Genomic DNA, 22604 nt, shown 5'->3' on the forward strand with positions numbered 1-22604 from the left:
GGCTCGACCGCCTATATGGGGCAAATCGTCCCGGCACGAAAGGGGCCGGCGGATTTCAGGTAAAGGCGGTCGCGCCGGCGCGCCCGACCGGCTCAGCAGTTCTCGGCGATCAGCACGTTGAAGGGCAGGATGCGCTGCACCCCGCGCGGCTCCTCCAGGCCCGCGACCTGACGGGTCAGGATGCGCACCGCCTCGCGGGCGATCTCGTGCCCGGGATGGGCCAGGATCATGTCGATGGCGCCATCGATCAGCAGGGCGCGGCTCTTGTCGGTGATCTCGGTGCCGATGACGAGCGGCTGACGGGCGCGGGTGGCCGTGCGCGCCCGGAGCGCGGTGGCGGCGCCGGTCAGCCCGCCCCCCGGCAGGACCACCGCGGCCAGGTCCGGATGCGTCCGGACCAGCGCGGTGGCCACGTCGGCGGCGCGGGCATCGCTCTCCTCGGTCGAGGGAGCGTCGATGACGGTGAATTCGGGGGTGCTGGTCTCGGCGATGTAGCTGCGGAAACTGGCCGCCATGGATTGCTGGCAGGTGTAGCGGATATTGCCGGGCACCAGCCCGACCTTGCCGCCCCCGGGGCAGAGGCGACGCACGAACCAGCCGGCGGAGCGGCCGATCTGCCAGTCGTTGGTGCCGACGAAGCCGGCGCGGCTGGGCGCCGAAATGTCGGAGATCATGGCGAGCACCGGCACGCCGCGCTGCGCGAGCTGTTCCACGGCCATGTTGATGCGCGGATGGTCGATGCAGACCGCGGCGATGGCATCGCATTTCTCGCCCAGGGCCAAGAGCGCCTCCGCGGTGCGGACAGGATCGAGATCGGGCACATGGGAGAAGACGGCGCGGCCCTGGATGATCGTCTGGGCGGTGACGGCGCGGGAGAGCTGCTCGTTGAAGTCGTGGTAGAAGTCGCGGGCCCGGTCGTTGAGCAGGAAGCCTAGAGACCGTTCGGGCACCGAGACCTCGCGGCGGCTCCGGATCGAGCCCACGGCATGGAAGCCGATGCGCTCGGCGGTGGCCAGGACGTGGTTCAGCGTGGTCGGCTTTACCGTGCCGCGGCCGCTGAGGATCCTGTCGATCGTCGACAGGCTGACACCGGCTTCGCGGGCAAGGTCGGCCATGGTGAGTCGCTTGACCATGCGGGTCTCCGTCTGCGCGTGACGGACCGCCCGTCACGGGATTGCAGGCCTCTAATGCAGGGACCTTCCCCTGCGCAAGCGTACTCTCTAGCACGATTCATCATTTTGAGAGGTTTACATCATCAGGATATTTCCGAGCGACGCAAAATTCCGGCCGCCCTTCTGCGACCGGATGTCTCAGCTTGCCGCCCCGTGCGGCCCGGCATACCGCAGGACACAGTCACGCCGCGCGGCGAGGGAGGACGCTCCCGGCCGCCTGTGTCCTTCACCAAATGTGCGCTCCGGCCGTGTTCCGGGGTGGCCCCGACAAGTAAAACCCATGCCGCGGGTCCCTGCTCTCCCGTGGCGTCCGAAGCCCTGCGCCCGCGCCGGGCCGGGACGCTGCACTTCCCGAGGGCCGGCGGCAGCAGACAGAGGTGTCCTTCATGACCTCCCGCAAGCCTTCAGGCATGACCCGGCGGCAGGCACTGTTCTCGATCGGGACCGCGGCAGCCGCCACGGGCCTTGCTTCGACCGGACGTGCCGCAGAGCTGCATGGCGTACCGCACGAAACGGCCATGTCCGCAGACCACCTGCCGGTTCCCGCGCATCGCGGTGGCAGTTTCCGCGTCATCACGGACCAGACCGACCGAAATACGCTGAAGGCCGTCTTTGACCGGCTGATCCCGGCCGATGACCGTGGCCCCTCGGCCTCGGAAGCCGGATGCCTCGAGTTTCTCGACGACCAGCTGTCGCGCCCCTACGGCGACGGCGCGGCGCTCTATCTCGACGGTCCGATGAACCGCGAGCGCGAGGCCAAGATGCTGGGCGCGGCGCAGGTATTCTCGACCCCGCGCGAACGCTACAAGGCGGGCCTGCCGGCCCTTGAAGCCTATGCCCGGAAGACCCACGGCACGAGCTTCGGCGCCCTTTCTCCCGACCAGATCGACGAGATCCTGACCGGGCTGGAAGCCGGGCAGATCGACCTCGGCGACGGTGTCGACGGCCAGGCCTTCTTCGAGCTGATGCTGCAGAACGCGCGCGAAGGCTACCTCGCGGATCCGCTCTATGGCGGCAACCGCGACATGGCGGGCTGGAAGATGATCGGCTTTCCCGGCGCGCGCTATGACTATCGTCCCTACATCGACCGGCGCGGCGAGGATCTGAACCTCACTCCCGTAAGCCTGATCCCGAACGACTGAGGCCAAGGAGACACCCAAATGGCAAACGAACGTCCCAAGGCCGACGTGGTCATCGTCGGTCTCGGCTGGGCCGGATCGGTCATGGCCGAGGAACTGACCCGTGCAGGCCTCAACGTCGTGGCAATCGAGCGTGGCGCCTGGCGCGACACCTCGACCGACTTCCCCCCCGCCGTCGACCCCGACGAGCTGCGCTGGCACACCCGTCGCCACATGCTGCAGCCGATGAGCGTGGAAACCACCACCTTCCGCAACAGGACCGGCCAGGATGCGGCGCCGATCCGCAACTGGAACGCCTTCCAGTTCGGCTGGAACGTCGGCGGCGCCGGCACCCACTGGGCCGGCATGTCCTGGCGCTTCCTGCCCTGGGACTTCCAGGTCGCCACCCAGACCGCCGGCCGCTATGGCCAGGAGCGCCTGGACGGGCTGAAGGGCGAAGGCCTGATGCTGCAGGACTGGGGCGTGACCTACGAGGACATGGCCCCCTTCTATGACCGCTTCGAACGCATCGCCGGCACCTCCGGCAAGGCGGGCAACCTGAAGGGCCAGAAGATCAAGGGCGGCAACGTCTTCGAGGGGCCGCGCGAGCGGGATTACCCGACGCCGCAGCTCAAGGACACCAACTGGATGTCCATGTACCGCAAGACCACGGAAGGCATGGGTTACAACCCGTTCACCATTCCGGCGGGCAACATCAGCCAGTCCTACGTGAACCCGCTGGGCGTCACGATGGGGCCGTGCACCTATTGCGGCTTCTGCGATTTCCACGGCTGCGGCAACTTCTCGAAATCCTCGCCGCAGGCCTGCATCCTGCCGGCGCTGATGCGCCGCGATAACTTTACCGTCCTGACCGAGACCGAGGTGCTGCACGCGGTCAAGCACGAGGACGGCAAGACCGTCACCGGCGTCAACTTCGTCACCCGCGAAGGCCAGGAAGGCTTCCAGCCCGCAGATATCGTGGTCTTCACCGCCTACCAGATGGACAACGTCCGCCTGATGCTGCTGAGCCAGATCGGCGAGCAGTACGACCCGGCGAGCATGAAGGGCACCATCGGCCGGAACTACAGCTACCAGACCTGTTCCAATGTCACCGGCTTCTTCTCCGGCTCGAAGATGAACCCGTTCATCGGCGGCGGCGCGCTCGGCGTGCAGATCGACGATTTCAACGGTGACAACTTCGACCACTCGGACGTCGATTTCATCGGCGGCGCCGGCATCATGGGCTATTCAACCAACGGCCGCCCGATCCAGAACATGAACGGCGTCCGCCCCGGCACCAAGCGCTGGGGTTCGGAATGGAAGGAAGCCTACGCCCGCGACTATCAGGAGGTGGCCAACATCTTCATCCAGGGCACGTCCATGCCGACCCGTGACGCCTACCTGTCGCTGGATCCGACCTACAAGGACCGCCATGGCCAGCCGCTTCTGCGCCTGACCTTCGACTGGAACCGAAACGACAAGTCGATGGCCGAATACACCACCCGCAAGGCCGTGGAGATCATGCGCGAGGCCGGTGGCGAGGACCTGATGATCGACAACCAGGCCGAAGCCTCATGGAACCCCTACAAGCAGCACAGCTCGCACACCATCGGCGGGCTGGTGATGGGCGCGGATCCGACGACCTCGGCTCTGAACCCCTACCTGCAGAGCTGGGATTGCCACAACGTCTTCTCCGTCGGCGCCTCGGCCTTCCCGAACAACGGCGGTTACAACCCGACCCTGACCGTGGGTGCCCTGGCCGTGCGTGCGGCCCGTGCAATCCACGAAACCTACGTCAACAACCCCGGCCCGCTGGTGGAGGCATAACTCATGGCGAATTGGAAAAAGATCGGCGTGGGCGTCCTCGGGCTGGCGGTGATCGGCGCCGCGGGCGCAGGGGTCTGGGCCTACACGACGCTGAACACCTCGCGCTCTGCCGTGGCAGAGGACAGCGTGCGGCTGGCGGATTTCCGCAGCGATGACGCCGAGTCGATCGCACGCGGCGAATACGTGATGCGCGCGGCCGACTGTGCGGCCTGCCACACCCGCGAATTCGGCGATTTCGCCGGCGGCTACGAGATCGAGACCCCCTTCGGCAAGCTCATCTCCTCGAACATCACGCCCGACGTCGACACCGGCATCGGCGGCATGACCGAAGAGGATTTCTTTGATGCCGTGCGCCAGGGTCAGGGCCAGGAGGGCATGCTCTATCCGGCGATGCCCTACACCGCCTATGTCAAGATGACCGACCAGGACATGCATGACCTGTGGAACTACATGTCGACGATCGAGCCGGTGTCACATCCGGTCGACGAGAACGGCGGCATGCGCTTCCCCTACAACCAGCGTCTCGCCATGGCGGGCTGGAACATGCTGTTCTTCGACAACTCGGGCTTTGACGGCGACGCGGAGGCGGAACGCGGCCGCTACCTCGTCGAGGGTGCGGGCCACTGCTCGGCCTGCCACAGCCCCCGCAACGAGCTGGGCGCCGAGATCGGTTCGGAGTTCCTGCAGGGCGCCGTGGTCGATGGCTGGTACGCCCCCGACCTGACCCAGAACCCGCACGTGGGCCTGGGCGGACGTTCGCCGGAAGAGATCGCCGACTACCTGCGCACCGGCTCCGACGGTGTGGCCGTGGCGGCGGGCCCGATGGCCGAGGCCGTCGAGCATTCGCTGCAGTACCTGACCGAGGAAGACGCGCTGGCAATCGGGAGCTACCTGACCACCCTGCCCGCCTCCGACACCCCTGCTGCCACACCGATGTCCTTTGACGCGGCCACCGCCGAGAGCGCGGCGCTCGACTACGATGTCAACTGCTCGGCCTGTCACGGGCTGTCGGGCGAAGGCATCCCGGGCATGGTTCCGGCCTTTGCGGGCAACAAGGCGATGCTGTCGGACCCCACGGGCATGATCCACGCCATGCTGCGCGGCGCCCGTGCCCCGCACACCGGTGAACGTCAGACCGCCGCCGGCATGCCGTCCTTTGCCTGGAAGATGTCGGACGAGAACATCGCCGAGATCCTCGACTACGTGCGCAACAGCTGGGGCAACGGCGCCGCGCCGGTTTCGGCCGAACGTGTGGGCGCCCTGCGCGAGATGCTCGACGCCCGCGAGACGCTGGAAACGCCATCGAACTGAGCCGCCCCTGGCGAGCTGACCCAAAGCAAGGCGCGCCGGTCCTCCGGCGCGCCTTCGCGTTTCGGGGGCCGGCCGCTCCACCGGAAAGGCGGAAGTGCGCGCCTCCGTTCGGAAAGCGCCGCGGCGGCATTGCTGGGTACTCCCAGCAAGAAATGAATGACTTTTCAAAGATTTTCGGGGAGGATGGCCGAAAGCCGGCGGATACGGCGGCGGATGGTTCACGCTCGGAGACAATGGAGATCGCCCGTGATCTCGCATGAATTCAGAGAGGCCCTCGCGGAAGATCTCGGCAATGCGCCGGAGAACCTGCGCTGGAAGAAACGCAAGGTGCTGAAGGCCCTCCGCGAAATTTACGGCATGGAGGTGGCCTTCATCTCGCGCTTTGCCGCTGGCACCCGGATATTCGACGAGACCGACCGGGCCCCCGACAGCGGGCTGTTCATGGTGTCGCGGGGCAATGCCTCGCCGCTCGACGGCAGTTATTGCCACCGCGTGGCAGAGGGGTTGACGCCCAACCTGATCCGGGATGCACGTCTGGAGCCCTCGGTCTCGGATATTCCCGAGACCTTTGACATGCCCATCGGCGGCCATGTCAGCGTGCCGATCCGGCTGTCGACCGGAGAGACCTACGGCATGCTCTGTGCCTTCAGCCGCCATCCCCGCCCCGACCTGAACGAGCGTGACCTTGCGATGTTCACGCTCTGCTCGGATCTGCTGGCGCGCGACATCGAGGCGCTGGCGCTTCAGGATCCGCCGGGCACGCGGCTCGATGCGCTGCTGCAGGATACCCTCGGGCACCGGAGCTTCGAGTTCTCCCTGCAGCCGATCATCGGCCTGCCCGGGCACGAGATCATCGGACAGGAGCTGCTGACGCGCTTTCCCGCCAGCCTGGGCCAGACCGAGGAGGTCTTTCGCCGGGCCAAGTTCCTGGACCTGATCGCACCGCTGGAAGAGGCCATCGCCCGCGAGGCACGCGCCGTCATGGAGGCGCTGCCGGAGGGGCAGTTCCTCTCGGTGAATTTCGCCGTCAGCTCGATCGAGGACCTGGACTTCGAGAGCATCTTTCCGGTGCCGATCCGGCGGCGGATCGTGCTCGAGATCACCGAACACGAACGCGTCACCGATTATGCCGACTTCTCTCGCAGGCTCGACGCGCTGCGAGCACTCGGCTTTCGCATCGCCATCGACGATGTCGGCGCCGGCTATGCCAGCCTGCGCCATGTGATCCAGCTGCAGCCCGAGATCATCAAGCTCGACCGGTCCCTCTGTGGCCGCATCGGCAGGGACCGGGACCGGTCGGGCCTGATCTCCGCGCTGATCTCCTATGCCACCTACTACGGGGCCGACGTCCTGGCCGAGGGAATGGAAACCGAAGCCGACCTGGAGGTGATGACCGCGCTGGGGCTGTCGATGGCGCAGGGCTATCTGATCGGCAGACCGGTGCCCTTTGCCGAAGCCGCCGGGACCGGCCCGCAACGGCGGGGCTGAGCGCGGCGCCTGGCTCAGCTTAGCCGGATGACGGAGCCCCAATCATCCTCGAAGACCTCCGCCTGCCCCGGCGTGGCCCGGACGAGATCGATCCTGGCCAGCCCGGTTTCGCCCGCGGACCGCGGGCCGGCACCGGCACTGAGCCATTCGTTGACCGCGATGTGGTGATGATATCCGCCGGTGGAAAGGAAGACCGCCTCCTGCAGGTTGCGGGTCACGTCGAAGCCCAGGCTCTGCTGCCACCAGCGGCCTGCACGCTGCGCATCCCCCACCTTCATGTGCACATGGCCGACGCTGGTGCCGGCGGGAGCACCGTTCCAGCGTGGCGGCAGATAGCCGAGGCTGTGCATGATGTCCGCCACGTCGAGGGCATAGGTGCCCATCTCGACCTGTCCGCCTGTCCACTGCCAGCGCTCCTGCGGGCGGTCGGCATAGATCTCGACACCGTTGCCCTCGGGGTCGGTCAGATAGATCGCCTCGCTGACGGCATGATCGGCGGTGCCGGTGACGGGAATCCGCTGATCGATCGCCATGGCGATCCAGTTGGCCAAATCGCTTCGGGACGGCAGCAGGAAGGCCGTGTGAAAGAGACCGGCCGACTGCGACGTCGCCAGGCTGAGCCCCGGCTGCTCCATCAGCTCGAGCAGGGTCCGGCCACCTGCCCCCAGCCGAATGGTGCTGTCATCGCGGGACATCTCGCGCAGGCCGACGGTACGCTGATACCAGGCCGAGAGCGCCGCGGCGTCGCGGGTGCGCAGGCTGACCTGCGCGACGTGAACCGGCGCGCCGAGTGGCAGGCTGTTGCCCGCCGCGGCGATCTGCGGGGTCGCCACGAGGGTTGCGGCGCCGCAGCCGGCAAGGCTCCTGAGCAGGGTTCTGCGATCCATGGGCTGTCCTTTGCGCCGGGTGTCATGCGCAAGGATAGCCAGGCCCCGGCAGGCTGCAATGCGCAGGGACACCGTGCGGGCGCACAGGGGCTGTGCGCCATCCGCAGGCCAGGACAGCAGGCCTGACAAGGCGCCGCCCGAGCGCTCCCACATCGCATTCTGAAGCCCTGGCGGAACGTATCGCGCAGCCCCCTTCGAGGGCCGTGTCCGGGAAAAAATCCTGTCAGCCTGTTTACATTACCCCGACGGGTTTGTTAGGAAACCGTTCGATTATGAAACTACTCAAGCTACAGAATGTCGCCGTAAACCCAAAAGGAGTTAACGGCTTGCACGTCAGTAGCACGCATTTGGCAAAGCCAATGCTTCAAATCACGAAGGAGATTCTCATGCGTAAGGCAATGCTTGCCTCGACGATCTGTGCCGCTGCGACGGCCACCGCCACCCTGCTGCCCGTGAGCGCCCAGGCGCAGGACGACGCCGGGCAGTGCGGCGAGGTTTCGATCGCGCAGATGGGCTGGGCCGCCGCTGAGGTCACCACCAACATCGCCAAGTTCCTGCTGGAACAGGGCTATGGGTGCGACGTGAGCCTGGTGCAGTCGGACACCGTGCCGGCGATCACCTCGGTTGCCGAGAACGGCGAACCGGATGTGGTGACCAACCTCTGGCTGAACTCGGCCGGCGATGCCTACAAGCGCCTCGAGGAAGGAGGCACCATGGAGCGCCTGACCTCGGTCCTGGAGCCCGGTGGTGTCGAAGGCTGGTGGATCCCGACGGCCCTGGCCGAGGAACACCCCGAGCTGAAGACCATCGAGGGCATCATGGAAAACCCCGAGCTGGTCGGCAACCGGTTCAACAACTGCCCCGACGGCTGGGGCTGCCGCGTGGTGTCGGACAACCTGGTGCGCGCCCTCGACCTGAAAGACGCAGGTATCGAGGTCTTCAACCACGGCTCCGGCGAGACGCTGGCCTCCTCGATGGGCGCGGCCGTGACCGACGGCGAACCCTGGTTCGGCTACTACTGGGGCCCGACCGTGCCGATGGGCAAATACGACATGACCCGCGTCAAGCTTGGCGACTACGACAAGGAAGCCTTTGACAACCTGCAAAACCCCGACGCGACGGATCCGCAGGTCTCGGATTTCCCGGCCGCACCGATCCTGACCTCGGTCACCACCGATTTCGCCGAGAGCCACCCGGAGGAAACCGAGTTCTTCCGCAACATGACCTTCCAGACCTCGACCATGAGCGGCCTGCTGGCCTGGCAGGACGAGAACAAGGCCTCGGCCGAGGAAGTTGCGGTGCATTTCATCACCGAGAACCCCGACGTCTGGTCCGGCTGGCTGAACGATGCCGCCGAAGAGAAGCTGTCGGCGCTGCTGCAGTAAGCACGCGAGAAAAGGGCGCCGCGGGCGCCATCGGAACGGGGCCGGCCACCGGCTCCGTTCTTTCTGTTTCATAACCAGGGCGGGCCGGTGACGGTCCGAAAGTATTCATGGCAACTTACAGCGGTATCTTCGACAGCCTCGGCCTGAGGGAATGGTGCGATGGCGGCGCCTCCGACGGGCCGATGTCGATGGCCGACCTTCTGGCAAAGACCAGCGGCGGAGGCGACAGCGCCCCTGCCCCCTCTCTGAAAGATTTCCCCTTCCCCTCGCTTGACGCGCTCCACGATGCCTGCGGCGCGATCCCGCAGTCGCGTGACCTGACGGCGGGTGTCGAGACAGGGTTCCTCGGGATCCGCGACGCGCTGCGGGTGGTCGTCGACCCGATCACCCAGCCGCTCAGCTGGATGCTGAACGACATGCTCTGGATCATGACCGAGACGCCCTGGTGGATCATGATGCCGCTGCTGCTGCTGATCACCTGGGTGGTGGCGCGGTCGTGGAAGGTGGTGGCCTTCGTGGCCGCGGTCCTGGTGGGGCTGGCCTTTGTCAACCACTACGGGTCGGCCATGGAGACCCTGGCCATCATCTTCGTCTGCGCCTTCATCTGCGTGCTGTTCGGGGTGCCCATCGGCATTGCGATGTCGCGCAGCGACAGGCTTCAGAACACCGTGACACCGGTGCTGGACATGCTGCAGACATTGCCGCCCTTCGTCTACCTGATCCCGCTGATCTTCCTGTTCTCGGTGACCGAGCCCAAGCTCTACGGGATTGCGGTGATCCTCTATGCCATCGTGCCCGTGGTGCGCCTGACCAACCTCGGGATCCGCCTGGTGGACAAGGACGTGATCGAAGCCGCCGATGCCTTTGGCATGACCAAGAGCCAGAAGCTCTTCGGCGTGCAGATCCCGCTGGCGCTGCCCAACATCATGGCCGGCGTCAACCAGACGATCATGATGAGCCTCGCCATGGTGGTCATCGCCTCGATGGTCTCGGCACCGGGTCTCGGCATCCTCGTGCTGCGTGGCATCCGCAACCTGGAACTGGGCGTGGGCCTGATCGCGGGCCTCGGCATCGTGGTGCTTGCCATCGCGCTGGATCGTGTGACCAAGGCCTCGCTGGCGCGTATCGACGCCAGCCAGGGCGACCGGTGAGGAGAGCATCATGAGCAAGGACATCAAGATTTCGATCCGCCACCTCTACAAGATCTTCGGCGACGACCCGCAGGGCGCGCTGGAGGCGGTGAAAGGGGGCATGAGCAAACCCGATCTGCTTGAAAGCCGGGGCCATGTCCTCGGGCTGAACGACATCAACGTCGACATGCGCGAGGGCGAGATCACCGTGATCATGGGGCTGTCGGGCTCGGGGAAATCCACCCTGATCCGGCACCTGAACAGGCTGATCGAACCGACCGCCGGCGAGGTCATCGTCAACGGTGAGGACATCCTGAAGCTGAACGAGACCGGGCTGCGCAAGCTGCGGCGCGAGAACATGTCGATGGTGTTCCAGAAATTTGCGCTGCTGCCGCACCGCACTGTCCTGGAAAACGCCGGCATGGCGCTGGCCACGCGTGGCGCGAAGCGCCGCGAGTACGAAGCCGAGGGCGTGAAATGGCTGAACCGGGTGGGTCTGGAAGGCCACGAGGACCAGTATCCGCACCAGCTCTCCGGCGGGATGCAGCAGCGCGTGGGCATCGCCCGCGCACTGGCGTCCAACTCCGACGTGATGTTGATGGACGAGGCCTTCTCGGCGCTCGATCCGCTGATCCGGACGGACATGCAGGACCTGCTGCTGGAACTGCAGGCCGAGCTGCACAAGACGATCATCTTCATCACGCACGACCTCGACGAGGCGCTGAAGCTGGCCGATCACCTGGTGATCCTGAAGGACGGCGCGGTGGTGCAGCAGGGCGAGCCTCAGCACATCCTGCTGAACCCGAACGATCCCTACATCGAGGAGTTCGTGGCCGACATCAACCGCGCCAGGGTCCTCCGGGTGCGCTCGGTGATGCGGCAGGACGTGCCCGAGGGCGACTATGCCGGAGACATCGCCCCGAACGACAACCTGGAGAGCGTGATCGCCGCCGCGGACGGGGCGCTGGACAAGCGGTTCCGGGTGATGCGGGGCGGCAAGCCCGTCGGCCATATCGAGATGGCCGACGTGATGGCCGCGCTGGTCCCGCGGGAGACCGGTGAGGCGGCCTGATCGGGACGAAGGAAGACGATGAAAGGCCCGCCGGCATCCCGGCGGGCCTTTTTTGCGGCTTTGAAACACCCGGCGACCTGGCTCTGACGGCTGCGGAACAAGATCGCCGAAGGCGGGCGAGGCGATGGCGCGGCTGGGTTAGCAAACGGGCAGCAGATCGACCCCGGACCAGACGACACGCAATCCGGGAGCAAGCCCCGCCCGCCTCTGCGGCCATGGAGGAGCCCCCGGAAAAAGAACTGCCCCGACGGCGCGCACCGGACGCCCGGTCCGTCGCCTGGGGGCTCAGGCGGGCGTGTCGGGAGCAGGCTCTGCCGGGGCCGGTCGCAGCCGCAGCGCCTGCAGGTTGGCCTCGAGCTCGGACTTGGAAATATCCCGCGCGATGATCACGATGCGGCTCGTCGTATCGCCCTCGGGCCAGCTCGACAGCGGCATCGGCGGCTCGAAGAGATGCTGGACACCGTGAAAGACGAAGGGACGCGGCACATCCTGGATATGCACGATCCCCTTGGTGCGCAGGATGTCCGCGCCGCGGCGTTCGATCAGCAGGTCGAGCCAGGCATCGAAGATTTCGGCCGGGATCGGTGTGTCGAGCGTGATCGACGCCGTGGCGACACGGTCATCGCTGGCATGGTGCGAGGGCGCGGCAAGGTCTGTCAGAGACTTGGCCTGAGATTTCGCCGCCGGCTGCTTCAGGCCCGAAAGCCCCGCCAGAGGGTCCGCTTTCGGCTGCGGCAGGGCAAGCCAGTCGAGCGCCTGGCTCTCACTCATCGGCGCGCGCAGGGAACTCAGCCCGAAGAGCGCACCAGGCGGCACCGCCCCGTGGTCCGCGACGATCCGCGACGCCGCCGGATTGAGCCCGTCGAGACGGGCCGCGAGCGCAGCCAGGTCGCCGGGTTTCACCAGGTCACGCTTGGTCAGCACGATGCGGTCGGCCATGGCGACCTGGGCCTGGGCCTCTGCGTGCCGGTCCAGCGTCGAGAGGCCGAGCACGCAGTCCACCGCCGTGACGATGCCATCGAGCGCATAATTGGGTGCCAGAACCCGGTCCACCAGCAGCGTGTGATGGATCGGCCCGGGATCTGCGAGGCCCGTGGTTTCGACCACGACGCGGTCAAAGGCAATCTCCTCGCGGGTGCGCCGCGCCAGCAGCGACAGCAGGGTTTTCGACAGGTCCGAACGGACCGAGCAACAGATGCAGCCCGCCGGCATCAGCACGATGTCCTCGGCAGCCTCCTCGATCAGGTCATGATCGAGGCCGGCGTCGCCGAACTCGTTCACCACCACGGCGATGCGCCCGCCGGAGGGGTCATGCAGCAGATGGTTCAGCAGGGTCGTCTTGCCGGCGCCCAGGAAACCGGTGAGCAGGGTAACGGGGATGGGATGAGACACGGCCGACCTCTGGATATGCAGGAAATGAGTGTTGCAAGATTGTTATAAGATAACACCCACACCTGCAAGGGCGCCTGCCGTACGCTTTGCCGAAGCACCCTGCCTCCGATACGGCACGGCACCTTGGAGAGTGACAATCTTTCAGAGTTTCATCAGCACGACAACCGAAGCGATGATGCAGGCCGAGATCCAGCGCCAGCGACTGACCTGCTCGTGCAGCACGAAAGCCGCGATCAGAACGGCGAAGAGAATGCTCGCCTCGCGCAGCGAGGCCACCATGGCGATCGGCGCCCGGGTGAAGGCCCAGACCGCGATCCAGTACGACGCCAACAACATGGCCCCGGCGGCCAGGCCGGTCTTCCAGGCCGGAAGAAGCGCGGGAAAGGCCGCGCGTCCCCGCGTGGATGCGGCAAAGAGGACCATCGCGAGCGCGTCCCCCACGACCATCCAGAGGATGAAGCCGGTGGCCGTGCCGGCCAATCGCGCACCGAGCCCGTCAACCAGCGTGTAACTGGCCGTAAAGGCCGCCGTGCCGATGGCGAAGAAGAGTGCCCTGCCCCGCATGCGGCTCTCTGCGCCTTTCAGGGCCATCGGCAGCACGCCCGAGGAAATCGCGGCAATGGCGAGAAGTCCCGTTCCCGGCAAGTTCACCCCGAGCACCAGTATCGAGAAGAGGGTCACGATCAGCGGCGCCGAGCCGCGTGCCAGGGGATAGGCCTGGCTCAGGTCCGCATGGGCATAGGCCTGCACCAGGAAAATCTTGTACCCGGCATGCAGCAGTGCCGCGATCAGGATCCAGGCCCAGGCCTCGCGCGCGGGCAGCGCGGCAAGGGGCAACAACGGCAGCGCGATCAGGGCCTGTACAAGGGCGAGAAGCAGGACCGTGGACACCCGGTCGAGGCCGAGCTTGACGACGGAGTTCCAGCCGGCATGAAGGAAGGCCGCCAGGAGGATGGCCAGGAAGACGCCGGTACTCATGCTGCATCTCCTGTCGAGGGAGAGTTTCGGCGGGAGCGAGTGACGGGTCGGAAGGTGTTTTCATGTGTCATGAGACCTTTTCACGCCTTGAAAGACATCTGAAAAACGATAGTTTTTCCATTCTCAAGTGAGGTTAGGTCACATGAAGAGAGGTGCATTGCCCCTCAACGCCTTGCGGGCCTTCGAAGCGACGATGCGCCATGGCCAGATGAAGCTGGCAGCAGAGGAACTGGGCGTGACCCATGGCGCGGTCAGCCGTCAGGTGCGCGGGCTGGAGGATCTGCTTGGCGTCTCGCTCTTCGAGGGGCCGCGCAATCGGCTTGTGCCCTCACGCGCCGCGCGAGAGCTGCACCCCGCCCTGCAGGAGGCCTTTGATGGCATCGAGGCCGCGGTCGCCCGTCTGATGCAGGGCGACCGGCGGACCCTGGACGTGTCCTGTCTCGGCACATTCTCCATGCGCTGGCTGATCCCGCGACTTTTCGAATTTCGCGCCAGGAACCCGGAGATCGACGTGCGCCTGACCGCCGATGACGGGCCGGTCGACTTCCTGCGACAGCCGGTCGACGTCGCGATCCGCGTCGGGCCGGGGCCATGGGGCACGGCACGGGCAACACCGCTCATGGCGGATCTGGCGGGGCCCGTCCTTTCGCCGTCGCTGCTGCCGCAAGGCTCGGGAGGGGGCTGGCCGGACCTGTGCCGCCTGCCCGCCCTGCATACGAAAACCCGCCCCGCCGCCTGGCAGGACTGGGCCGCGGCGGCCGGCGTGGCGCCTCCGAAAGGAGGCACCGAATACGAACATTTCTATTTCCTGCTGGAGGCCGCCGTTTCAGGGCTGGGCATGGCTGTCGCGCCTCGGGTCCTTGTCGCCGATGACATCGCAGCCGGGAGGCTGATCGCGCCGTTGGGCTTCCTGCCTTCAGGTCAGACCTACGTTGCCCTGAGCCGGCCGCGGCCCAGCGAGGCCGCCGACACCTTCGTCAGCTGGCTTCAGTCGCAATCCACGCATAGCTAAAGCCGGCTCGCTACTCCTGGATGCTTTCCAGAAAGGCCAGCAGGCCCGCAAGTTCGCGGGGCGTCGGGGTCAGAACGCCATCCACTTCAACCGGCACCAGGTCGCTGGCCATGGCATCGCCGAACTCCGGCATCACCCGCGCCAGGTGCCCCCTGGTCGGATCGCCGTAGATGAAGCTGAGCGTCTTGGCCGTGGGAAAGCTGCCGCCGTTGTTCGCCCGCAGCTGCGTCAGGTCCACCGGCGCATCCGCGAGATCCTCGGCGAGCGGGCCGTCGCCGCGCCCGTCGGGACCATGGCAGGAGGCGCAATTGTCGGCAAAGAAGGCCGCACCGTCGGCACGGTCCGGCATCCGGTTCTCGGTACAGGCCACGACCGTCACGCCCAGGATCACGCAGGCCCCGGCTCCGTAGAAGATTTCGCGCATTTCGCCCCTCGCTTCATCTCTTTGTCCGTCCCTCGCACAGGCGGCGGTGGCACGGAGGTGATCCATCTCAAATGACCACAATTTTCCGAGGCTGGAAAGCCGGCGCTCCGGAAACAGGCCGGTTGCGCGGTTGCGGTGCGCCCTCAGCCCCCGAGCGCGCGCGGAACGTGCCAGCCCCGCCAGACGCTGACAATGCGAAAGGCGGCGGCGCCCGCGGCACCGATGGCCGCAGTCCAGCCCGGGGCAAGCCCCCAGGCATTGCCGAGAACCACCACCACCGCGCCCAGCATGGCCGCCAGGGCATAGACTTCCTCGTGCAGGACGCGCGGCACCTCTGTCACCAGAAGGTCGCGCACCACACCGCCGCCTACCGCCGTCACCACGCCGAGCAGGATCGCAGGAACAGGGCCAAGCCCGAATTCCAGCGCCTTGGCGCAGCCCGTCACCGCGAAGAGCCCGAGACCGAGCGCATCGAGCACCATCACCGGCCGCTTCAAACGGTCGATCTGACGGTGCCCGAAGAAGACGACCGCCGCGGCCGCCAGCACGGCAAGGGAATAGCGCACGTCGAGCATGGAGGCCGGCGGCGTGGCACCCAGGGTGACATCCCGGATCACGCCACCGAAAAGCGCCGCCGCCCCCGTCAGGACCAGGATGCCGAAGATGTCGAGCCCCCGCCGCACGGCCAGCATCGCGCCGCTCAGCCCGAAGACAAAGGTTCCCATGAGGTCGAGCCAGAGGCCGAAAGGCAGCGCATCCATGCGGTCATTCCCGTGCGAAAGATCTGCGAGCAGACTCTCCGAAACCGGCCCCGGCGTCCAGAGCGCACCGATGGAACGTCACGCCGGTTCGGGCGGGCCGCGCCCGCCCGCGCCGCCCTCCCCTCAATGCGCGATCATCACGTGGCGCACGGCGGAATAATCCTCCAGTGCATAGGACGACATGTCCTTGCCATAGCCCGATTGCTTCATGCCGCCATGGGGCATCTCGTTGGTCAGCATGAAATGCGTGTTCACCCATGTGCAGCCGTACTGCAGCCGCGAGGCCACCTGCATCCCCTTCGACACGTCCTTGGTCCAGACCGAGGAGGCCAGGCCATAGTCGCTGTCATTGGCCCAGGTGATCGCTTCCTCCGCCTCGCTGAACCGCGTGACCGAAACGACCGGCCCGAAGACCTCGCGCTGGACGATCTCGTCGCCCTGAAGGGCGCCGGCCACCACCGTCGGCTTGTAGAAGAAGCCGGGTCCGTCGGGCGTATCCCCTCCGGTCGTCACCTCGATATGGTTGGCCTCGCGGGCGCGGGCCACGAAGCTTGCGACCCGGTCGCGCTGACGCGGCGAAATCAGCGGGCCGATCTCGTTCCGGCTGTCGTCCTCCAGGCCGTAGGGGATCTCCGAGACCGACGCGGTCAGGTCGGCCACGAAGCGGTCATAGAGCCCGTCCTGCACGTAGACACGGCAGGCGGCAGTGCAATCCTGGCCGGCATTGTAGAAGCTGAAGGCGCGCAGACCGGCGACGGTCGCCTCGAGATCCGCGTCCTCGAAGACGATGACCGGAGCCTTGCCGCCCAGTTCGAGATGCGTGCGCTTGATGGTCTTGTGCGCGGCCTCGAGGATCTTGCGGCCCGTGGCAATGTCGCCGGTCAGCGAAATCATCGCCACCTTGGGGTGGTTGATCAGCGCCGAGCCCACCGTCTCGCCGCGGCCGAGCACGATGTTCATCACGCCCTCCGGCAGCACCTCGGCAAAGATCCTCGCCATGGCCAGCGCGGTGAGGGGCGTCTGCTCCGAGGGTTTGAAAACCACCGTGTTGCCCGCGCCCAGCGCCGGCGCGATCTTCCAGGCCATCATCATCAGCGGATAGTTCCAGGGCGCGATGGAGGCCACGATGCCGATGGGATCGCGGCGGATCATCGAGGTATGGCCCTCGAGGTACTCTCCCGCGACCGGGCCGGTCATGCAGCGCACGGCCCCTGCGAAAAAGCGGAAGCAATCGACGATGGCAGGCAGTTCGTCGCCCAGCGCCAGGTGCCCCGGCTTGCCGCAGTTCAGCGCCTCGAGCGCCGCCAGTTCCTCGGCCGCGCCCTCGATCCGGTCCGCGATCTTCAGCAGGTAGCCCGAGCGTTCGGCGGGCGTGGTGCGCGACCAGCCGGCAAAGGCCTTCTCGGCAGCAAGGACCGCCTCCTCGACCTGCGCGAGAGAGGCTTCGGGCAGCGTGGTGATCACTTCGCCGGTGCGCGGATTGAGGATCTTCTCCTCGGTTTCCGTGCCCGAGACGAGCTTGGCGCCGATCAGCATTTGGGTATCCATGGGTGTCTCCCTGTCTCTCATTTCTCGCTGTCTCTCATTTCTCGGAACCGGCGGTATGTTCGCCGTCACGTGTCAGGTAATAGGCCGCCAGGATCGGGATGATCGTCACGATCACCACCGCCATGGCGACGACATTGGTCACCGGCCGCTGTCGTGGACGGACCAGTTCCTCCAGCATCCAGATCGGCAGCGTCGTCTGGTTGCCGGCGGTGAATGTGGTCACGATCACCTCGTCGAAGCTGAGGGCAAAGGCCAGCATGCCGCCGGCCAGCAGCGCCGTCGCAATGTTCGGCAGCACCACCAAGCGGAAGGTCTGTAGCCCATCGGCGCCCAGGTCCATCGCGGCATCGATCAGCGCCCCCGATGTCCGCCGGAACCGCGCCACCGCGTTGTTGTAGACGATCACGATGCAGAAGGTCGCGTGGCCCAGAACGATGGTCCAGGTGCTGAACGGGATATCCAGCAGCGAGAAGGCCGAGCGCAGCGAGATGCCGGTGATGATCCCCGGCAGGGCAATGGGCAGGATGACCACGAGCGAGATGACCTCGCGCCCGAAGAACCGAGACCGCGCCACGGCGGCCGCCGTCAACGTGCCCAGCACGAGGGCCAGCGTGGTGGAGATCGCCGCCACCTTCAGCGACAGGGCAAGCGCCTCCCAGACATCCCGCCGGTGCAGCGTGACGCCAATCCATTTCGTCGTGAAACCGGGCGGCGGCCACTGAAAGCTCTTCTCCTCGGTCGAGAAGGCATAGAGGAAGATCAGCGCGATCGGGGCCAGCAGGAAGAAGAGCCCTGTCCCGGCCGCCAGTTTCAGGCCTAGCGGCGCCCTGGTGTCAGATTGCATCGAAGGCCCCCAACTTGCGCGCCACCCAGAGGTAGAGCCCCATGATCACGATCGGCACGACCGTAAAGGCCGCGGCCAGCGGGATATTTCCGGCCGTGCCCTGCTGGGTATAGACCGCCTGCCCGATGAACAGGCGCGAATTGCCGATGATCTGCGGCACGATGTAATCGCCCAGCGTCAGCGAGAAGGTAAAGATCGACCCGGCCACCACCCCCGGCAGCGCCAGCGGAAAGAGCACCATGCGAAAGCTCTGGCGCGGCGTGGCACCCAGGTCGGCGGCGGCCTCGGTCAGGTCGCGCGACACGCGCTCCAGCGAGGCCTGCACCGGGATCACCATGTAGGGCAGCCAGATATAGAGAAAGACGAGGAACGTGCCCATGTAGCTGACCGAGAGAGAATTGCCCCCGATCACCGGGATCGACAGGATCAGCTCGAGCAGCCAGGTCAGGTGCAGGTTTGCAAAGACCCAGTTCAGGATGCCTTCCTTGGCCAGCACCAGCTTCCAGGCGTAAACCTTCACCAGGTAGCTGGACCAGAGCGGCAGCATCACCCCGATGTAGAATAGCGCCTTCCATTTGCCCCGGGCATAGCGCGCGGCGAAATAGGCGATGGGAAAGGCCACCACCGCCGCGGCAAGGGTGACAGCCGCCGCCATGCCCACCGTGCGCAGGATGATGTCGAGGTTGTAGGGCCGGAAGAGCTCGCGATAGGTCTTGAGCGTGAACTCGTGCACGACCATGCCCGAGAATTCGTCGATCGAGAAAAAGCTCTGGATCAGCAGCGCGATCAGCGCCCCGATATAGACGATGCCCAGCCAGAGCACGATCGGCAGGACCATCAGGAAGACGAACATGCGTGGCCGCCGGATCAGCCGGTCCACCGCCCGCGGCAACAGCCCCGGACGCGGAGACAGGATCGCCGCCTCGCCCTGGCCAAAGCCCTGGCCAATGCCCTGGCCGGTGCTCATGCCTCCTCCTCCATCAGGTGCGCCTGCTCGGCCTGCCAGCTGATCCGTGCCGTGCCGCCCACCTGCGGCACATCCTCGCGCGCCGGGATCAGCGCCACGAGGGGCTGACCGCCCAGGTCCAGCGACAGCTTGATGACCCGGCCGTGAAAGGCCCGGCCCGTCACCACCGCCTCGCGCCCGTCCTGGTCGAGCACCACGTCCTCGGGTCGCAGCGAGGCCCATTGCCCCGGCGGCCCCACCCCGGCCAGATCCGCCGGCAATACATTGGACGAGCCCACGAAATCGGCGACAAAGCGCGACGAGGGCCGGCGATAGATCTCCTCGCAGGGGCCCACCTGGCGGATCCGCCCCTCGGCAAAGACCGCCACGCGATCAGCCATGGACAGCGCCTCTTCCTGGTCATGGGTCACGAAGACGAAGGTCAGGCCGAGCGTGCGCTGCAGGGTCCGCAACTCCTCCTGCATCTGTTCACGCAGCTTCAGGTCCAGCGCGCCCAGCGGCTCGTCCAGCAGCACCACGCGCGGCTTGTTGATCAGGGCCCGGGCCAGGGCCACGCGCTGTCGCTGCCCCCCCGAGAGCTCGCCCGCGCGGCGGCTGCCATAACCGCCAAGCTCCACCTGCTCCAGCGCCTCTTCGGCCGCGCGGTGGCGCTCGGCCTTGCCGGTGCCCTTCACCCGCAGGCCAAAGGCCACGTTGTCGCGCACGTTCATGTGCGGAAAAAGCGCATAGTTCTGAAAGACGGTGTTCACGTTGCGCAGGTAGGGCGGCACCCCCTCGGCACTCTCTCCGAAGATATCGATATGGCCGGCGGTCGGCTGTTCGAACCCCGCGATCAGGCGCAGGCAGGTCGTCTTGCCGGATCCCGACGGCCCCAGCATGGCAAAGAACTCGCCGTCGCGGATCGACAGATCGACGTCGTCCACGGCTTTCACGTCTCCGAAATGGCGCGACACGCCCCGGAAGGTCACAGCATCAGTCATCATGGGTCTTTCAGGAAGGGGCCCGGACCTGTGCGCGGTCCGGGCAATCTTTCATTCGGACAGGCTCAGCGCCCGCCGATCACGCCGATATAATCGGAGACCCAGCGATAGTAGGGCACACATGTCCCCTGGCTCTCGCAGCTCGACACCGGCGTCTGCCAGAAGGCGATCTTGTCGAAATCCTCCAGGCCGTTCTCGGTGCAGCCCTCTGCCGTCTGCATGCCGGAGCCGTCCGTGCAGGCCTCGGGCACGGCCGGAACCGCGCCGAACCAGACCGAGAGGTCGGATTGCAGGTTGGAATTCAGGGAATGCTCCATGAACTTGTAGGCACAATTCGGATGTTCGGCCTCGGAATGCAGCATCAGCGTGTCGGCCCAGCCCGTAGCGCCCTCCTCCGGGATCACCGAGGACACGGGCACGCCATCCGCCTTCAGCAGGTTCACCATGAAGGGCCAGGAGGACGAGGCCACCATGCCCTCGTTCTTGAAGTCGTCGATCTGGATGAAAGCATCGTGCCAGTAGCGCGAGACCAGCTTGCGCTGATTGCGCAACAGGTCGAGCGCGGCGGCATATTGCTCCTCGTTCAGCTCGTAGGGGCTCGTGATCCCAAGCTCGGGCTGATGCGCCATCAGGTACATCGCCGCGTCGGCCACGTAGATCGGGCCATCATAGGCCTGCACGCGGCCCACGTTCGTCTCACCATCGGGCAGCGTCGTCTCCTCGAAGACGACGCTCCAGCTCGTGGGCGCCTCTGGGAAGGCCTCGGTGTTGTACATCAGCACGTTCGGCCCCCACATGAAGGGCGTGCCATAATGCGTCCCCTGAACCGTGTGCCAGGGCGCGTCCTTCAGGCGGTCATCCACCCGCGACCAGCTCGGGATCAGGTCGGTGTTCACCGGCTGAACCCGCTTGCCCGCGATCAGCCGCAGCGAGGCATCGCCCGATGCCGTCACCAGGTCAAAGCCGCCCTCGTTCATCAGCGCGACCATTTCGTCCGAGGTATTCGCCGTCTTGATCTCTACCTTGCAGCTCGTGTCCTGCTCGAACTTGGTGACCCAGTCGAAGGCGGCATCGGTTTCGCCGCGTTCAATATAGCCCGGCCAGGCCACGATGCTGACGGTGCCTTCGCCATCGCCCAGCTCGGTCATCATGTCGGCCGCCGAGAGTGGCAGCGCAGATGAGGCAATCAGCGCGAGACCGGACACGCAGCCCTTGAAAATCTGTTTCATAATGGCTTTCCCTGTTGCAACGGGAGATTGAACTCCCTTGCCAGGAAGCCTGAGCAATTAACCAAGCTTTCACAAATTCAATTAACATGTTTTGGGTATCGGAAATTCCGAAACCGAAATTTACTTCATGTTCTTATGAGCTTGGGCCGCTGCAATAAATTCACGCGTGCCCCGGGCAAGTGGCGCCCCGCGGCGCCAGACCGTTCCCACCTGCACAACCGGAAGACTTCCCGACACGTCCCGTGACACGATCCGATCGCCTTCCAGCGACCAGCGCCGATAGACCAGCTCCGGAAGCAGCGCCACCCCCGCCCCCGTCGCCACCAGCGAGCGGACCGCCTCGACCGAGCGGGTGCGGAAGGCCACACGCGGCCGTGCACCGAAGGCCGAGAGAAGCTTGCGTGTCGGCTCTTCGATCTCGTCCAGCCGCAGCATGATGATCGGCTCGTCGGCCAGGTCCTCGATCGAGACCGAGGGCCGCGTGGCCAGCTCGTGCCCGTTCGGCAGCCAGAGCTGATAGGGCGAGGTGTCGATGATCTCCGTATGCAGCGCCATACGGTCACGCATGTTGGTGGTTACCATCACCGCCACGTCCAGCTCACCGCTCACCAGCAGATGCTCGATATAGTCACCGCTGTCCTCCAGCGCCGTCACCTCGATCCGCGGATTGGCACGGCGAAACCGTGCCAGGATATCCGACAGCACATAGCCCGCCACCAGCGACGTGACCCCCACGTGCAACGTGCCGGTCAGCGTATCACTCTCCTGGTGCAGCGCCGTGCGGGCGTCCGACACGCTGGCCAGGATCCCGGTGGCGTGACGCAGGAACTGGTGCCCCTTCTGGGTGATGTCCAGGCCCCGCGGGTGGCGCACGAAGAGCGGCACCCCGAGGTCGCCCTCGAGGTCGCGGATCGCCTCGGTCACGGCAGACTGCGAAATCGCCAGCGCCTGCGCGGCGCCGGATACCGTTCCGTTCTCGGCAACGGCCACGAAATAGCGAAGCTGTCTGAGTGTGAAGGCCATGCTTCCACTATGAGCGGCCTGCGGGGCCTGTCCATCGCCATGCGCCGCCGCGCCGC

The 22604-nt window shown here is 66.1% G+C and carries 20 protein-coding genes; 8 read left to right on the top strand and 12 right to left on the bottom strand.

What is annotated here, in order from left to right; translation table 11 throughout:
- Nucleotides 1-92 precede the first annotated feature (92 nt).
- Nucleotides 93-1133 (bottom strand): substrate-binding domain-containing protein, encoded by a 1041-nt coding sequence (locus AC0WR5_RS12640; protein ID WP_475863599.1) that lies wholly within the window; start codon nt 1131-1133, stop codon nt 93-95.
- A gap of 425 nt (nt 1134-1558) precedes the next feature.
- On the opposite strand from AC0WR5_RS12640, the gene AC0WR5_RS12645 reads away from it, so the two are divergent.
- The 4 genes from AC0WR5_RS12645 to AC0WR5_RS12660 all read left to right on the top strand — a co-directional run bounded on the left by AC0WR5_RS12645 (nt 1559) and on the right by AC0WR5_RS12660 (nt 6916).
- On the top strand, nt 1559-2314 hold the full coding sequence (locus AC0WR5_RS12645) for a gluconate 2-dehydrogenase subunit 3 family protein (RefSeq protein WP_475863600.1): 756 nt from the start codon (nt 1559-1561) through the stop codon (nt 2312-2314).
- Between the two features lie 18 nt (nt 2315-2332).
- Complete coding sequence (locus AC0WR5_RS12650) at nt 2333-4117, top strand: GMC family oxidoreductase (RefSeq protein ID WP_475863602.1); 1785 nt, start codon at nt 2333-2335, stop codon at nt 4115-4117.
- Between the two features lie 3 nt (nt 4118-4120).
- Nucleotides 4121-5428 (top strand): c-type cytochrome, encoded by a 1308-nt coding sequence (locus AC0WR5_RS12655; protein ID WP_475863603.1) that lies wholly within the window; start codon nt 4121-4123, stop codon nt 5426-5428.
- A 246-nt stretch (nt 5429-5674) separates the two neighbouring features.
- Entirely contained in the window at nt 5675-6916 is a 1242-nt protein-coding gene (locus AC0WR5_RS12660) for a sensor domain-containing phosphodiesterase (protein WP_475863604.1), read from the top strand.
- Between the two features lie 14 nt (nt 6917-6930).
- On the opposite strand, the gene AC0WR5_RS12665 is transcribed toward AC0WR5_RS12660, so the two are convergent.
- Entirely contained in the window at nt 6931-7803 is an 873-nt protein-coding gene (locus AC0WR5_RS12665; RefSeq protein ID WP_475863606.1) for a VOC family protein, read from the bottom strand.
- A 386-nt stretch (nt 7804-8189) separates the two neighbouring features.
- Here AC0WR5_RS12665 and AC0WR5_RS12670 point away from each other — a divergent pair, with 386 nt between their 5' ends.
- The 3 genes from AC0WR5_RS12670 to AC0WR5_RS12680 all read left to right on the top strand — a co-directional run bounded on the left by AC0WR5_RS12670 (nt 8190) and on the right by AC0WR5_RS12680 (nt 11390).
- On the top strand, nt 8190-9188 hold the full coding sequence (locus tag AC0WR5_RS12670; protein ID WP_475863608.1) for an ABC transporter substrate-binding protein: 999 nt from the start codon (nt 8190-8192) through the stop codon (nt 9186-9188).
- 107 nt (nt 9189-9295) lie between these two features.
- On the top strand, nt 9296-10339 hold the full coding sequence (locus AC0WR5_RS12675) for an ABC transporter permease (protein WP_475863610.1): 1044 nt from the start codon (nt 9296-9298) through the stop codon (nt 10337-10339).
- A gap of 10 nt (nt 10340-10349) precedes the next feature.
- Nucleotides 10350-11390, top strand: a complete 1041-nt coding sequence (locus AC0WR5_RS12680; protein WP_475863611.1) for a quaternary amine ABC transporter ATP-binding protein — start codon at nt 10350-10352, stop codon at nt 11388-11390.
- Nucleotides 11391-11675: 285 nt separating this feature from the next.
- Here the strand turns inward: AC0WR5_RS12680 and AC0WR5_RS12685 are convergent, their stop codons facing one another.
- Together AC0WR5_RS12685 and AC0WR5_RS12690 are read right to left on the bottom strand one after the other, a co-directional pair.
- The gene (locus tag AC0WR5_RS12685) at nt 11676-12782 is read right to left on the bottom strand and encodes a CobW family GTP-binding protein (RefSeq protein WP_475863613.1); all 1107 of its coding nucleotides are present in this window, start codon (nt 12780-12782) and stop codon (nt 11676-11678) included.
- A 141-nt stretch (nt 12783-12923) separates the two neighbouring features.
- The gene (locus AC0WR5_RS12690) at nt 12924-13760 is read right to left on the bottom strand and encodes an EamA family transporter (RefSeq protein WP_475863614.1); all 837 of its coding nucleotides are present in this window, start codon (nt 13758-13760) and stop codon (nt 12924-12926) included.
- Nucleotides 13761-13917: 157 nt separating this feature from the next.
- On the opposite strand from AC0WR5_RS12690, the gene AC0WR5_RS12695 reads away from it, so the two are divergent.
- Entirely contained in the window at nt 13918-14772 is an 855-nt protein-coding gene (locus AC0WR5_RS12695) for a LysR substrate-binding domain-containing protein (protein ID WP_475863615.1), read from the top strand.
- A gap of 10 nt (nt 14773-14782) precedes the next feature.
- Here AC0WR5_RS12695 and AC0WR5_RS12700 read toward each other — a convergent pair whose 3' ends face one another.
- From AC0WR5_RS12700 to AC0WR5_RS12735, 8 genes are all read right to left on the bottom strand, one after another.
- The gene (locus tag AC0WR5_RS12700) at nt 14783-15196 is read right to left on the bottom strand and encodes a c-type cytochrome (RefSeq protein WP_475863617.1); all 414 of its coding nucleotides are present in this window, start codon (nt 15194-15196) and stop codon (nt 14783-14785) included.
- Nucleotides 15197-15339: 143 nt separating this feature from the next.
- Nucleotides 15340-15957 carry a trimeric intracellular cation channel family protein gene (locus AC0WR5_RS12705; RefSeq protein ID WP_475863618.1) on the bottom strand — a complete coding sequence of 206 codons (618 nt, stop codon included), beginning with the start codon at nt 15955-15957 and terminating at the stop codon, nt 15340-15342.
- A 123-nt stretch (nt 15958-16080) separates the two neighbouring features.
- Complete coding sequence (locus tag AC0WR5_RS12710; protein WP_475863619.1) at nt 16081-17505, bottom strand: gamma-aminobutyraldehyde dehydrogenase; 1425 nt, start codon at nt 17503-17505, stop codon at nt 16081-16083.
- A 34-nt stretch (nt 17506-17539) separates the two neighbouring features.
- Nucleotides 17540-18349, bottom strand: a complete 810-nt coding sequence (locus AC0WR5_RS12715) for an ABC transporter permease (RefSeq protein ID WP_475863621.1) — start codon at nt 18347-18349, stop codon at nt 17540-17542.
- Nucleotides 18339-19316, bottom strand: coding sequence for an ABC transporter permease (locus AC0WR5_RS12720; protein ID WP_475863624.1), 978 nt, complete (start codon nt 19314-19316; stop codon nt 18339-18341). Before AC0WR5_RS12720 ends, AC0WR5_RS12715 begins: the two co-directional genes overlap by 11 nt.
- The gene (locus AC0WR5_RS12725) at nt 19313-20296 is read right to left on the bottom strand and encodes an ABC transporter ATP-binding protein (protein ID WP_475868998.1); all 984 of its coding nucleotides are present in this window, start codon (nt 20294-20296) and stop codon (nt 19313-19315) included. The genes AC0WR5_RS12720 and AC0WR5_RS12725 overlap by 4 nt, the downstream gene beginning before the upstream one ends.
- Nucleotides 20297-20361: 65 nt before the next feature.
- A complete protein-coding gene (locus AC0WR5_RS12730; RefSeq protein ID WP_475863626.1) occupies nt 20362-21525 on the bottom strand; it encodes an ABC transporter substrate-binding protein in 1164 nt (387 codons plus the stop codon).
- 120 nt (nt 21526-21645) lie between these two features.
- On the bottom strand, nt 21646-22548 hold the full coding sequence (locus AC0WR5_RS12735; protein ID WP_475863627.1) for a LysR family transcriptional regulator: 903 nt from the start codon (nt 22546-22548) through the stop codon (nt 21646-21648).
- Nucleotides 22549-22604 lie beyond the last annotated feature (56 nt).

It is taken from the genome of Pseudooceanicola sp. DL12 (assembly GCF_056270665.1).